Raw genomic sequence first — 14071 nt, 5'->3', positions numbered from 1 at the left:
ATAAAGACACATAAAAAACGCCCCACAGTACTCAAACCACTGTAGGACATTCTGATTTTTGCTTATTTTATTAGTAAAGATTCAAGCTCGTTTAATTTTTCTTCGAACACTTTACATGCTTCCTGAATTGGTGCAGGTGATTCCATATCAACACCAGCCGCTTTTAGGACTTCGATTGGGAAGTCAGAGCATCCTGCTTTTAAGAAATTGTTGATATAGCGTTCAACAGCAGGTTGGCCTTCTTCTAGAATTTGCTTACTTAAAGCTGTAGCTGCACTTTGACCAGTTGCATATTGGTAAACATAGTAATTGTAATAGAAGTGCGGGATTCTTGCCCATTCTAAACCAATTTCCTCATCAACTGTTATTTCTGCCCCGAAGTATTGTTTATTTAGATCATAATAGATTTCAGTTAAACGCTCTGCTGTAATTGCTTCACCGTTTCTATCCAGCTCATGGATAATATGCTCAAATTCAGCGAACATTGTTTGACGGAATACCGTACTACGGAATCCATCTAACCAGTGATTTAATAAATAGATTTTTTGCTGAGGATCCTCAGTTGTTTTTAATAGATAATCGAAAAGTAATTCTTCGTTACAAGTAGAGGCAACTTCAGCTACGAAAATAGAATATCTTCCGTACGGATACGGCTGATTTTGACGTGTAAAGTAACTATGCATACTATGTCCAAATTCATGTGCTAAGGTAAACAGATTATCTAAATTATTTTGCCAATTCATTAGGATAAATGGATTAGTCCCAAACGTACCTGATGAATAAGCACCACTTCGTTTCCCTTTGTTTTCTTGTACATCTACCCAACGGCTGTCCAAGCCTTTTTGTACGATAGCCTGATATTCTTCTCCAAGCGGTTCGAAGCTTTTCACCATGATTTCTTTTGCTTTTTCGTAAGGCATTTCAAATTTCACTTCTTTAACTAACGGGGTAAATAAATCATACATGTGTAGTTCGTCTACACCTAGTACCTTTTTACGTAATGCTACATAACGATGTAAAACAGGTAAAAATTCATGGATTGTTGAAATCAGCTGATCGTACACCTTTTCGGGGATATGGTTATTACTCATGGCACTGTTGCGAGCTGAATCATATTTACGAATTCTAGCACTTACATTATGAGCTTTAACATTCCCTGCTAATGTAGTAGCAAATGTATTTTTAAATTGGCCATATGTTTTGTACATAGCTTTAAATGCACTTTCACGCACCTCACGATTATCACTTTCTAAGAAAGTAACATAGTTGCCATGCGTTAACTGAACTTCTTCCCCTTTGTCATTTTTAAGTGTTGGGAATTCTAGGTCCGCGTTATTTAAAGCACTAAATGTATTACCTGAAGCTCCAGTAACTTCTGAGAACTGTGCAAGCAATTCTTCTTTCTCAGCAGTTAAAACATGCGGACGTTCCAAATTTAATTCTGTTAGCATTTGATTGTATAAGTTTAATGGCTTGTACTCGTCAATATAATTCTGAATCGTTTCTTCATCAATTGATAATATTTCAGGTGTAACAAATGACCATGCAGCTGAAAATTTCGCTCCTAAAGAACGTACTCTACTTTCCATTGCTTGATATTTGCCATTCGTTGTATCTTGATCGTGCTTCAGATGGCTATATACATAAAGTTTACCAAAGCGTTCTGATAGTTTGTCGCTAAATTGCAGTGTATCAAATAGATTTTTAGCCCCTTCTGCCACTTTGCCTTTATACTTGTCAGCCTCAGGAATTAATTTTTCAATTTCCTTGAATTCTTGTTCCCATGCTTCATCAGATTGAAAGATTCCTTCTAAGTTCCATGTTAATTCAACAGGTACTTCATCACGAGTTAATACTTTTTTTGCCATCATATATCCTCCGATACCATTTATTTCGAAATTCGAATAACACGTTTATTTTCTCAATATTTAGTCTATATTGCAAGAAAATGGTTATATAATACATCGAATAACTTTTTCTCATGAATAGATTGATAGGAATGCTGTACTGACAACTCTTCTAACAACCTGCAATATTCTGAAACAACATCCTTAGCTCTACTTGTTTCAGGTAATTTCGCCCATCTAAGGAAATAGTAAATAGTTTGTCCTTTCATATGCCTTAGTTCTATTTTTGTCGTGTAAACAAAGTAAAATAAAGCTAATTGCCAGTCTACAGAAAATACTTGTAATTCCTCATTTCCTATAAGAGGGATACCTATATAATAAGGTAAAGAAAGCAAATTTAAACGTAGCTCATAGGCCCTTCTTAAAAATATATCGTTAACTCCGCTCCTACTTAATAATACTCTTTTTTGTACGTAGTTATGTTTCACTTGTTTATAGATGAGTAAAAATTGTTTGAACTCATTTGGGGTTATGGGTTTTGGGATATAAAACGGAAATTGTTGATGTGTTACTGAAATGGTTTGTACTTTTGATAAAAAACTATTACCTTGAAGAAAAATCAAATTAGAAATATAAAAAAACTGTCGCACTGTTGGGTTGTACGTCATAATATAAGGAAGGTGTTTAGAGCACAATGTAAATTGTTGAACATTTTTACTAAGTGAGATTTTTTGAATCCCACTTCTTGTTATATTAGTTGGCGTATTAGGAATCCAGACTGGTGAGATATTCTCCTCCCTATACCCCGTATTACGTCTAATTAAGCTTTCCTTTGATATAGAACTGCACTGAAATTCAATGGCAAACATGGAATTATCATCATCTTTTAGTAAGATATCTGGCCTTTGTTGAATAGTTGTTATATAGGCCTCTAACTTTGCATCCAAATTCAACGCTTTAAATAGATTGTATAATTGTTCTTTTCCTTTCAGATGGGTTTCAGATTCTCTCTCTGAAAAAAAATCATCACAATGACTTTTTGAAAAATGGGAAAAATGGGGAATTTTTAAGGAACCAATTTTAAATAATAGCTGTTGTTTACATAGGGGGCAGTAAAACTTCTTGGACTTTCGAAGCAGATGTAATGTTGCTAGAGGCATGCTTGAATTTAATATAAAGAGCTCATTCTGCTCTGTATAAGCTGCAAGCACGGCACACCTCCTTTTGATTATTGTAAAATGGAAAGGATTAAATTTCAATAAATTCTGTCAATAATACTCAAAATATTGATTTCAACTTTTCAAACAAAAAAGAGATGTCTTTTATTAAGACACCTCGATTTATTCATTAACGGGCGCTAAACTCCATTTCAAGACTTTTGAAAGAGAGTTAGGCGTCCGTTGAAGGATTCATTTTACAGCCTGCTTACATCTGAGTTATGCGAAATACTGGATTACTGTCTCAAAGCAATCCTGTTCCATAATTGTTTCACCATATTCTTGTAGACGGTAAATCGTCAGTTTAGAACCAACAAGGTATTCATTAATGATTGATCGGATATTCTGACGTTCCTGATTTTCCTCAACATTTGTGAAATCAACTGCTAAGTAGTAGTATTTTTCAAATTTAAATAATGAAGATTGTAATCCAAATGATACTAGTCGATTAGCAACAGGAATAATTTCGTCAATGTCCTTGAATTTATAAATAGATATATTATTGATACCTAGCTGATTAATTTCGTCATCATCAAAGGCATCAAAAATTGAGTCATCTAAGTTTTTATGTGCAGCATCTCGATGCTCCTCGAAACTGGATAGCAAAGAGTTGGATTCCCCGTCTGAATTTATATTAGCTCTAGTAACAATTACTTCTAGACCATGTTCTGAAGCATTTACATGAATCCAGATTGGTCCATCAAGGTCAAAGTAATCTTCCGTATTTATTTCGCCAATCATATCCCAGAAAAGTTCTTCCCCTTTTGCTCTGTTATACCAGATTTCTTCGCGACTATATCCGCGGTCCTCAATATCACGATAAGTAATAAAGAGCTTTATTGTATTTTCGTTTACGCGTTCGATGTCCATTAGACTTCAACTCCCTTCACAGTCATTCGTTGAAAAACAAAGAAAGCGTTCTTAGTATGTTTTGGATTGCTAAAGTTTAACCAACCAATTCAAAACACGGTATTCATAACAACTTACTACAGAACAAAACCATTTTTCTATATAACTATGCTTTATTCTATAATTCTATTGTATGATTACCTATATGAAATGAAAAGAAAAAAACACTGCAAAATAAAATAATTTGAATATTGAAATTGTAGATGACTAAGCATTTGAAATCAAGTATAACGCATTCAGATTTTAGAAAAATAAAGCGTGAATTTCTCCCTCATATACTAAAAATATGTAATGAATACACTGAATAAAAACTTGGATAATCTTTTTGATTTACTGACAAAAAACTAAGCGTGTGCTTTTAAAATACATTTAAAAAGAAAAAACGATAAAATCCAGTGATAATGGATTTTATCGATATACTCGCAAGAATATTCCTAGAAATGATTAATTAACCATTTTTTGTGCTTCAAGTAATTGGAATGCTCGAACCTTTCTTGGTAAGAAGCGTCGAATTTCATCCTCATTATACCCAACTTGTAAGCGCTTTTCGTCTAAAATTATTGGGCGGCGAAGTAAGCCTGGGTATTCTTGAATTAACTCATATAATTGTTGAAGTGGCAAACTTTCTACATCGACATTTAATTTTTGGAATATTTTAGAACGCGTTGAGATTATTTCATCGGTTCCATCTTCTGTCATTCTTAGTATTTCTTTTATTTCACTGATTGTTAAAGGTTCAGAGAAAATATTTCGCTCTCTATAAGCAATCTCATGCTCTTCTAACCATGCTTTGGCTTTTCTGCATGATGTACAACTTGGTGATGTAAATAATGTTACAATCATTATTACACTTCCTTTCCGTATGGAATCGAGTTATCTATTATCAAGTTTTTATTAATTTAGAATTAGTTTAAATAAATCAATGTCTTAATTATACATTAATCTTAGCTTTTTGGATATAGCATACATCTAAAAAAGATAGTTAAAGCAATATTAATTATACCTTTTTCTTCTCGTTTAAACGTATTATTCATAACATTGTTATAGTACACGACTAATATTCCCTTTAGTTGCTTAAAGTAAACATTTTAATTTTCAAACTAGCTAATTCTCAATTAGTCGACATTAATCGAGAAGAAATCACAAATTTCTGTTAATTGCATGTTCAATTTACAATGTTTTCTCGAAAAGAAAATAATTATCTTTCCCGATACAATTATTACCCAAACCTACACTATTTCATTCCAAAAATGAAAAGAAAATATAATTTGCTTTTGAAACTAATTTTGTATATGATTTTTTATATAATTAAATGTAAACAACTTTACGATCGTAAATCATTTTTAACTAATTAAAAAAACGATGATAAAGATTAGTACATTTGCCTCCCGTGCATAGAGAGTCTGTGGTTGGTGTAAACAGAAGACGGAGCATATGGAATGGACTTTTGAGTGGCTTTATGAATTAAGTAGTAAAGCACGTCTAACTTCACGTTATGAAGTCTAAGTGGTCATTTTTTTGACAAACTGGGTGGTACCGCGGATTCAACATCATTCGTCCCAATACGCATAGCGTATTTGGGGCATATGATGTTTTTTTTTATTTTTATTACTAAGTTTAGGAGGATTTACCACAATGAAAACCATTTTTTCAGGTGTTCAACCAACAGGCGTTATTACTTTAGGGAACTATATCGGCGCTTTTATGCAATTCCCATCACTTCAAGAGGAAGGGAACGCTATTTATTGTATCGTAGACCAGCATGCGATAACGGTTCCACAGGATCCAAAAGAATTGCGCTCAAATATCCGTACGTTAGCCGCTACTTATTTAGCGACAGGAATTGATCCTAACAAAGCAACTTTATTTATTCAATCAGAGGTTCCTGCCCATGCTCAAGCAGGTTGGATGCTGCAATGTGTAGCAACAATTGGGGAACTAGAGCGCATGACACAATACAAGGATAAATCAGAGGGTAAAGAATCGGTAGCTGCTGGTTTGTTAACATATCCTCCATTAATGGCTGGAGATATTCTTTTATATAATACAAATATCGTACCGGTTGGAGATGACCAAAAACAGCATATAGAGTTAACACGTGACCTAGCTGAACGTTTTAATAAACGTTTTGGTGATGTATTTGTTGTTCCAGAAATTCAATTGCCAAAAGCAGGGGCACGTATTAAATCATTACAAGAACCTACAAAGAAAATGAGTAAGTCTGATCCAAATACAAAAGCAACAATTCGTTTCCTAGATACACCGAAACAAATCGAAAAGAAAATCAAATCCGCTGTTACGGATTCAGATGGTTATGTAGCGTTTGATGAGGTAAATAAACCAGGCGTTTCTAACCTATTAACAATTGAATCTGCAGTTACTGGAATTGAGATTCCATCACTAGTCCAAAAATATGATGGATTAGGTTATGGTGCCTTTAAAGAAGGTGTTGCAACAAGCTTAATCGAGCATTTAGCACCAATCCAACAACGATTCAACGAATTAATCGATTCTGATGAATTAGATAAGATTCTAAACGAGGGTGCAGAAAAAGCGAATGCCATTGCTTCCAAAACGATTACAAGAATGGAAAACGCGATGGGATTAGGTCGAAAATCAAGATAAACAGAACAATAATTGACACAGCCGCTAGATAAAGTTCATGAGTCCCCATTATAAAAGCCCAAACTGCGGACCAGGAATAGCCTAGTGTGCGATAATTTAAATACAGAAGTAAATTACCTACCGACATCACGCAAATACCATAGCAAAATAAAAACAGCATAAATCGAAACATGTCCACCATCCTTATATTAACTAAATATTCATTTACCAACACAAAAATGCCTTTAGCTTTTCGCTAAAGGCATTTAACTTATCGACATTATTAGAAAAGCGGAAGGTGCTCGCCAAGCTCCGACATTCCCATTAAAAACCGATTTTATCTATTTAATCAACCTTTTTTAATACGATACTTGCATTATGTCCACCAAAGCCCAGTGAGTTACTCATCGCATATTCGACATACTGATTACGTGCAGTATTTGGAACATAATCTAAATCACATTCTGGATCTGGTGTTGTCAGGTTAATTGTTGGCGGCAGAATGCCCTCTTTTAACGCTAATGCAGTAAAGATGGCTTCTACTCCACCAGCAGCACCTAGCAAATGGCCAGTCATTGATTTTGTCGAGCTCATTGCTAAATTATATGCATGCTCGCCAAAAACAGTTTTTACAGCTTTTGTTTCAAATAAATCATTATATGGCGTACTTGTACCATGTGCATTAATGTAGCCGACTTCTGAAGGATTTACTTCACCATCTTCTAAAGCTTGAAGAATGGCTCTTGCAGCACCTTCACCTTCTGGAGCAGGAGCTGTAATATGATGCGCATCGCCTGTTGATCCATAGCCCACAACTTCAGCATAGATTTTGGCACCACGAGCTTTAGCAAATTCGTATTCTTCTAATACCAAAATACCAGCTCCCTCACCGATGACAAATCCATCTCGGTTTGCATCGAAAGGACGTGAAGCATTTTCGGCATCTGGATTTAGTGAAAGTGCAGTACTTGAACAGAATCCAGCTACTGCCATATTTACGATTGGCGCTTCTGCCCCACCCGTAATCATTGCATCCGCATCTCCACGCTGAATGACTTTAAATGCATCACCAATAGAGTTCGTGCCTGATGCACAAGCAGTTACCGAACACGAGTTAATTCCTTTTGCTCCAAAATGGATTGATACTTGACCAGATGCCATGTTAGGAATCATCATTGGTACAAAGAATGGACTAACTCGTCGTACACCACGTTCTTGGAAAGTGATATATTGGTTTTCATAAGTTTCCATCCCACCAATACCAGAACCAATCCAAACACCTACGCGCGGAGCAATTTCTTCCGTAATTGTTAACCCAGAATCTTTCATGGCCATAATGGAAGCTGCTAATGCATAATGAGTGAAACGGTCCATTTTTCTTGCTTCTTTTTTCTCAACATACTGCTCGATATCAAAATCCTTAACTTCTGCTGCTATTTTAACAGGGAACTTTTCAGTATCTAATCGTGTTAAAGCTCCAACACCAGATTTTCCGGCGATTAGATTTTCCCATGTTTCTTCGATTGTATTTCCTAGAGGAGTAACAGCTCCTATTCCTGTAATAACTACTCTTCTTTTCATAGTTCTTAAATCCCCCTTTGGTATTAAACTACTCGTTCACTAATATTATTTTCCCCATTTAATGACAGCTGCACCCCAAGTTAGGCCGCCACCAAAACCGACTAACACAATAATATCATCATCTTTAATTTTACCATCTTCTAATTCGTCTGCCAAAGCAAGACCGATAGAAGCAGAAGATGTATTGCCATATTTATGAATATGCTTTGATAGTTTTTCTTCAGGTAATTCTAGTCTTTCACGAGAAGCTTCCATAATACGAATATTTGCTTGATGTGGAATAAGTAAATCGACGTCTTCTTTAGATAGTCCAGCTTTATCAATCACTGAAACTGCTGATTCACCCATTTGTCTAACAGCAAATTTGAAGACTTCTCTTCCGTTCATTGAAATTGTATTTTCATCATTTAAGAATAGATGCTTACCACCAGTTCCATCTGCACCTAATTCAAATGATAAAATACCTCTTCCCTCACTTACCTCGCTAATTACCGCCGCACATGCACCATCCCCGAACAATACTGCTGTATTACGATCATTCCAATCAGTGATTTTAGATAGTTTTTCAACACCTACTACTAAGACATATTTATAGCTTTTACTTTCAATAAACTGCTTTGCTGTAGCAAGTGCATAAATAAATCCTGAGCATGCTGCAGAAACATCCATTGCCGCCGCATTAACAGCACCCAATGTTTCCTGTATTTGACATGCAACACTTGGAAAACCTCTGTCTGGAGTTACTGTTGCAACTAATATCAAACCGATTTGATCTGCAGTAATATTCGCATTTTCAATCGCAATTTTAGCGGCAGCTAATGCCAAATCAGAAGTATTCTCTTCGTCTCCTGCAATTCTTCTTTCTTGTATACCAGTTCTTGTGCGAATCCATTCATCATTTGTATCTAAAGTTTTTTCTAAATCAAAGTTTGTTACAACCTTCTCTGGAACGTATTTCCCTAATCCAATGATCCCTGCGTTCATTTTAATCCCCCCGTTTTACTACTAACATTTAGTACTTGGTCATAATTATAGCTCATAAAAAAAAATACCTCAACCTTTTATTCACCATTTGTTCTTAAGTTTGTAGTTCTTTTTTATGAATGTATATGTTATGATAAATTAGATGAGAATTGGAATACTATTTAAAAATGTTTTATAGAGGTGAAATGAATGCAATATGTAATGACTTTAATTTGGTCTGTACTATTAATGTTAATGTTAAATTATGTTGTAAGTTCAATTTTAGCTGTACCTTTTGTTGTTTCAACTAGTTTAATTCTTGGCGTTATTGTTACAATTTTAATCTTTATTATTAGTGCAATTATTCCAAACGAACCAACACCGGAAGCAGATCATCACTAATATTGAATGTTAGCACTTCTAAATAGAAGTGCTTTTATTTTTTAAAAATAGAATGGGTAACTCTTTTTTAGAGCTACCCATTTTTTAATTATTTACACATATTTTATTACGTGTAACTGACCATCCTCTATAGTAACCTGTAATGCTTCACCTGGAAGCACTTCTCCTTTTAATAACTCTTTCGCTACAGCAGTTTCAACATTCCGTTGAATAAATCGTTTTAAAGGTCTCGCACCAAATTGAGGATCGATACCGTATTCTACAATCCAATCTACTACCTCTTCACGAACCTTTAACTCGATTTCTTGTTCGGCTACACGCTCTTTCAATTGGCCTACATATTTCCAAGCGATAGCATGGAAATGTTCGTTACTTAATGCATGGAACGTAATAATGTCATCAACACGATTCAGCAGCTCTGGTTTAAAGTGTGCACGCAATTCCGACATGACTAAATCCTCTAATGATTGTTGTTGTTCTGGATTAGTCTCAAGCAAATAATGTGAACCTATATTGGACGTCATTATGACAACTGTGTTCGTAAAATTCACTAGACGACCTTGACTGTCCGTAATTCGACCGTCATCTAAAATTTGAAGCAATATATTTGCAACATCAGGATGTGCTTTTTCTATTTCGTCTAACAAAACAACTGAATATGGAGTACGTCGAACCGCTTCTGTTAATTGACCGCCCTCTTCATATCCAACATATCCTGGAGGAGCTCCGACTAGTCGGGATACGCTATGCTTTTCCATATATTCACTCATATCAATGCGGATAAAATGATCCTCTGAATCGAATAACTGTGCGGCTAATGCTTTTGCAAGTTCCGTCTTCCCTACACCAGTAGGACCCAAGAAAATAAACGAACCGATTGGTCTATTTGGATCTTTTATGCCTGAACGTGCACGCCACACCGCTTCCGTTACAAGTCTTACCGCCATATCTTGGCCAACAACTCGTTCATGTAAAGTATCTTTCAGACGTAAAAGCTTTTCTCTCTCTCCCTCCACAAGCTTCTTTACTGGGATACCTGTCCATCTAGAAATAATTGAAGCTATTTCATCCGCAGTTACTTCTTCGCGCAGAATTCTTGTGTCAGAACCCAGTTTCAACGCTTCTTCTAAAGCTGATAATTCCTTTTCTAATTCGGGAATTTTACCATGACGAAGTTCAGCTGCTTTATTTAAATCATATTTACTTTCTGCATCCTCTAAATCTCGACGGTAGCCATCTAATTGTTCACGTTTCTTTTGAATAATTTGCAGGGCCTGTTTCTCTTCTTCCCATTGTTTACGTATTTTGTCTGTAGATTCTTTTAATGTTGCTAATTCAATGCGTAAAGCATCTAAGCGTTTTTTGCTTGCTTCATCTTTTTCTTTTGTTAAGGCTTGTTCTTCAATTTCAAGCTGCATCACACGACGAGTTACAATATCTAGCTCTTGCGGCATTGAGTCGATTTCAGTTCGAATCATCGCACATGCCTCATCTATTAAGTCGATCGCCTTATCTGGCAAGAATCGCTCCGTAATATAACGGTTTGAAAGCTCTGCTGCTGCAATAATTGCGCGGTCATGGATTCGGACACCATGGTGTAATTCAAAACGCTCCTTTAACCCACGCAAGATTGAAACCGTGTCTTCAATAGAAGGCTCGCGTACAACTACCTGCTGGAATCTACGTTCAAGGGCAGGATCTTTTTCAATGTACATACGATATTCATCTAAAGTAGTTGCTCCGATACAATGCAGCTCCCCACGCGCCAGCATCGGCTTTAGCATATTTCCAGCATCCATTGCACCATCTGTTTTACCTGCACCAACAATGGTATGGATTTCATCGATAAATAAGATGATTTGACCTTCCGAGTCCTTTACTTCTTTTAGTACACCTTTAAGACGTTCTTCAAATTGCCCTCGATAGCTTGCTCCTGCTATTAGAGCACTCATATCTAGTTCATATAAAATACAATTTTTTAACCCTTCCGGAACATCTTTTCGAACAATTCGTTGTGCAAGTCCTTCGACGATTGCCGTTTTCCCAACACCTGGTTCGCCTATTAGAATGGGATTGTTCTTTGTTTTTCTTGATAGGATTCGAATGACATTTCGAATTTCTTCATCACGACCAATGACAGGATCCATCTTACCATTCTTAACTTCTTCAATTAAATTGCGACCAAATTGTTCTAACGGACTACGATTGTCTTGTTGTTGAAATTGCATTCTAGAACACCCTTTCAAAATTTTTTTCAATTACATCTATTGTTACAGATTCAAACTCGAATTTTAACAAAACTTGAGCATATCCGGAAACTAATTTGACCTTTTTTGACTAATTCAATTATAAGCTGTTTACTCATGAAATGCAAAAATTGGCACTAAAAGTTTACATTTAGTTTTAGTTTCTTGTGATATCATATATTGAAAATACTTTTTATAAATGAAGTTAAAGATTGGCTTTATAAAGGATGTGAAGGAATGGGATTAACTGATAACTTATCAATGGATATTTATCAACTATTCGAGGAAGGCGGTCTTCTGGTGAAAGTGGAAAAAGGAAATCATATTTTCCATGAGGGCGAAAGTGCTGGAGATCTATTTTTAATTAAGAATGGATCCGTTCAAATTAGTAAGGAAACTGAACACGGTAAAGAACTTACTTTTCGAGTTTGCGGAAAGAATAGTATCATTGGTGAAAGTTCATTATTTGGTCCGACAACATTCCACTCAAATACAGCAAAAGCTATTATTAACTCAGAGATAATTATCCTTAACAAAAATACTTTGGAAATGATCCTAACTGAACAGCCTTCTCTAATGATTGAATACTTAAAATGGATTCAGAATGAAAATTTAAAAAATCAAAGCTTAATTCGGGATCTAGTTATTCATGGCAAAAGAGGAGCACTCTTTTCTACTTTAATTCGTTTATCAAATACTTATGGAGAGCCGATAAATGAAGACAACAATCATATTTTTATCAATCTTCATCTAACAAACAGTGAAGTTGCCAATCTGTGCTCTACAAGTCGGGAAATGATTAATCGCATGCTAAATGAGCTGAAAAAGCTAAACATCATTACGTTTGAAAAAGGTTATATTACAATTTTAGATTTAAATTATCTAAAGGAAGAAATTGCTTGCGAAAATTGCCCCGCAACAATTTGTCGAATCGATTAAAATTTTCACAATGCGACTAAAATTCAAAAGGTACACAGAGGGAAAGCTGCTGTGTACCTTTTTATCCATTAAGAAACCTAAAACTCTTAGGGCTTTAATATGACTTTAATACACTCATCTTCGTGGTCATTAAAGGTTTTATATGCTTCACTAGCACGATTAAGCGGAAGTTTATGCGTGATAATTTCAGTTGGATCAATCTCACCTTTTTTAATCATTTCGAATAACATTGGCATGTAGTGAATTACAGGAGCTTGCCCCATTTTAACCGTTATATTTCGTTCAAACAGATTACCTAATGGGAAATGATTGTAGATTGAGCCATAAACACCCGTAATTTGTAAAGTTCCAAACTTTTTAATTGCTTTCATGCCAATACGAATTGCACTAGTTGTACCACCTGAAAGTTTTAATTTTTGCTCAACTACTTCAAGCGGATTCTTTTTCCCATCCATCCCTACGCAATCGATTACGACATCTGCACCGCCTTTTGTGATTTCAGCAATATATTCACCTGTATCTTCGTGATCATCGAAGTTAATAATTTCAACATTATTCATCTTTTTTGCATGATTTAAGCGATAAGGAAGATTATCAACTGCAATGACACGTTTTGCCCCTTTCATCCATGCAAATTTTTGGGTCATTAAACCGATTGGACCACACCCTAATACTACCACTGTATCCCCCTTTTTTACCCCTCCACTTTCAACACTCCAGTATGCTGTTGGGAGAACATCCGACATAAAGAGTAACGACTCATCTTCTAGTTCTACAGATTTCGGGATAACAAAGGGTACAAAGTTTCCATATGGTACACGTAGTAATTCGGCTTGTCCACCTTGATAACCTCCATAACGTTCAGTAAATCCAAAATATCCACCTGTATCGACATGTGGATTTGGATTGGAGTTGTCACATTGACTTTCCATATCATGTTGGCAATAATGGCAGTGACCACAAGAAATATTAAATGGAAGTACTACACGATCTCCTTTTTTCACTTTCTCTACAGTAGGGCCAACTTCTTCAACAATTCCCATTGGTTCATGACCAATTACATAATCTTTTGATGCAGGAAGTGCACCTTGATAGATGTGAAGATCAGAGCCACATATGGCTGTAGACGTCACACGAATAATAATATCGTCACTTTTTTCAATTTTTGGATCGGCTACCTCTTTTACCTGCATATCCTTAGTACCCTGGAAAGTAACAGCTTTCATGTTAAAGAAACCTCCTAATTTTTAAGTTTTTAATAACTAAATCTGGTATTTCTTTAATTCCCCTGATTTATGCAAGATAATCATTTAAATTTTCCATTAGCAATCAATGTTAAGGTGTCGTTTGCATTGTAGGCTGT

At 35.5% G+C, this 14071-nt stretch carries 11 protein-coding genes and 1 other annotated feature; of the genes, 3 read left to right on the top strand and 8 right to left on the bottom strand.

The genetic code is table 11. From position 1 onward, the window contains the following. Positions 1-62 precede the first annotated feature (62 nt). The 4 genes from pepF to spxA all read right to left on the bottom strand — a co-directional run bounded on the left by pepF (position 63) and on the right by spxA (position 4813). Positions 63-1868, bottom strand: coding sequence for an oligoendopeptidase F (gene pepF, locus C1N55_RS05110; protein ID WP_137727816.1), 1806 nt, complete (start codon positions 1866-1868; stop codon positions 63-65). A 65-nt stretch (positions 1869-1933) separates the two neighbouring features. Then, entirely contained in the window at positions 1934-3058 is a 1125-nt protein-coding gene (locus C1N55_RS05105) for a competence protein CoiA (protein ID WP_137727815.1), read from the bottom strand. Positions 3059-3283: 225 nt separating this feature from the next. Continuing rightward, positions 3284-3934 carry an adaptor protein MecA gene (mecA, locus tag C1N55_RS05100; protein WP_137727814.1) on the bottom strand — a complete coding sequence of 217 codons (651 nt, stop codon included), beginning with the start codon at positions 3932-3934 and terminating at the stop codon, positions 3284-3286. A gap of 483 nt (positions 3935-4417) precedes the next feature. Beyond that, complete coding sequence (spxA, locus tag C1N55_RS05095) at positions 4418-4813, bottom strand: transcriptional regulator SpxA (RefSeq protein ID WP_181418012.1); 396 nt, start codon at positions 4811-4813, stop codon at positions 4418-4420. 513 nt (positions 4814-5326) lie between these two features. Next, positions 5327-5538: a binding site (T-box leader), on the top strand. Between the two features lie 70 nt (positions 5539-5608). Here spxA and trpS point away from each other — a divergent pair. Further along, the gene (gene trpS / locus C1N55_RS05090) at positions 5609-6598 is read left to right on the top strand and encodes a tryptophan--tRNA ligase (protein WP_137727813.1); all 990 of its coding nucleotides are present in this window, start codon (positions 5609-5611) and stop codon (positions 6596-6598) included. A gap of 324 nt (positions 6599-6922) precedes the next feature. On the opposite strand, the gene fabF is transcribed toward trpS, so the two are convergent. Beyond that, the gene (gene fabF / locus C1N55_RS05080; RefSeq protein ID WP_137727811.1) at positions 6923-8158 is read right to left on the bottom strand and encodes a beta-ketoacyl-ACP synthase II; all 1236 of its coding nucleotides are present in this window, start codon (positions 8156-8158) and stop codon (positions 6923-6925) included. A gap of 45 nt (positions 8159-8203) precedes the next feature. Then, on the bottom strand, positions 8204-9142 hold the full coding sequence (locus tag C1N55_RS05075; protein ID WP_137727810.1) for a beta-ketoacyl-ACP synthase III: 939 nt from the start codon (positions 9140-9142) through the stop codon (positions 8204-8206). A gap of 189 nt (positions 9143-9331) precedes the next feature. Here C1N55_RS05075 and C1N55_RS05070 point away from each other — a divergent pair, with 189 nt between their 5' ends. After that, on the top strand, positions 9332-9523 hold the full coding sequence (locus C1N55_RS05070) for a YjzD family protein (RefSeq protein ID WP_137727809.1): 192 nt from the start codon (positions 9332-9334) through the stop codon (positions 9521-9523). 92 nt (positions 9524-9615) lie between these two features. On the opposite strand, the gene C1N55_RS05065 is transcribed toward C1N55_RS05070, so the two are convergent. Continuing rightward, the gene (locus tag C1N55_RS05065; RefSeq protein ID WP_137727808.1) at positions 9616-11751 is read right to left on the bottom strand and encodes an ATP-dependent Clp protease ATP-binding subunit; all 2136 of its coding nucleotides are present in this window, start codon (positions 11749-11751) and stop codon (positions 9616-9618) included. 255 nt (positions 11752-12006) lie between these two features. On the opposite strand from C1N55_RS05065, the gene C1N55_RS05060 reads away from it, so the two are divergent. Beyond that, on the top strand, positions 12007-12708 hold the full coding sequence (locus C1N55_RS05060) for a Crp/Fnr family transcriptional regulator (protein WP_137727807.1): 702 nt from the start codon (positions 12007-12009) through the stop codon (positions 12706-12708). Positions 12709-12794: 86 nt separating this feature from the next. Here the strand turns inward: C1N55_RS05060 and C1N55_RS05055 are convergent, their stop codons facing one another. Beyond that, entirely contained in the window at positions 12795-13934 is a 1140-nt protein-coding gene (locus C1N55_RS05055; protein WP_137727806.1) for a zinc-dependent alcohol dehydrogenase, read from the bottom strand. Positions 13935-14071 lie beyond the last annotated feature (137 nt).

Origin of the sequence: Lysinibacillus sp. SGAir0095 (assembly GCF_005491425.1) — a bacterium.
Classification (GTDB): Bacteria; Bacillota; Bacilli; order Bacillales_A; family Planococcaceae; genus Ureibacillus.
The sequence above is the reverse complement of the archived record's forward strand: the minus strand, read 5'-3'. Positions and strand labels throughout refer to the sequence as shown.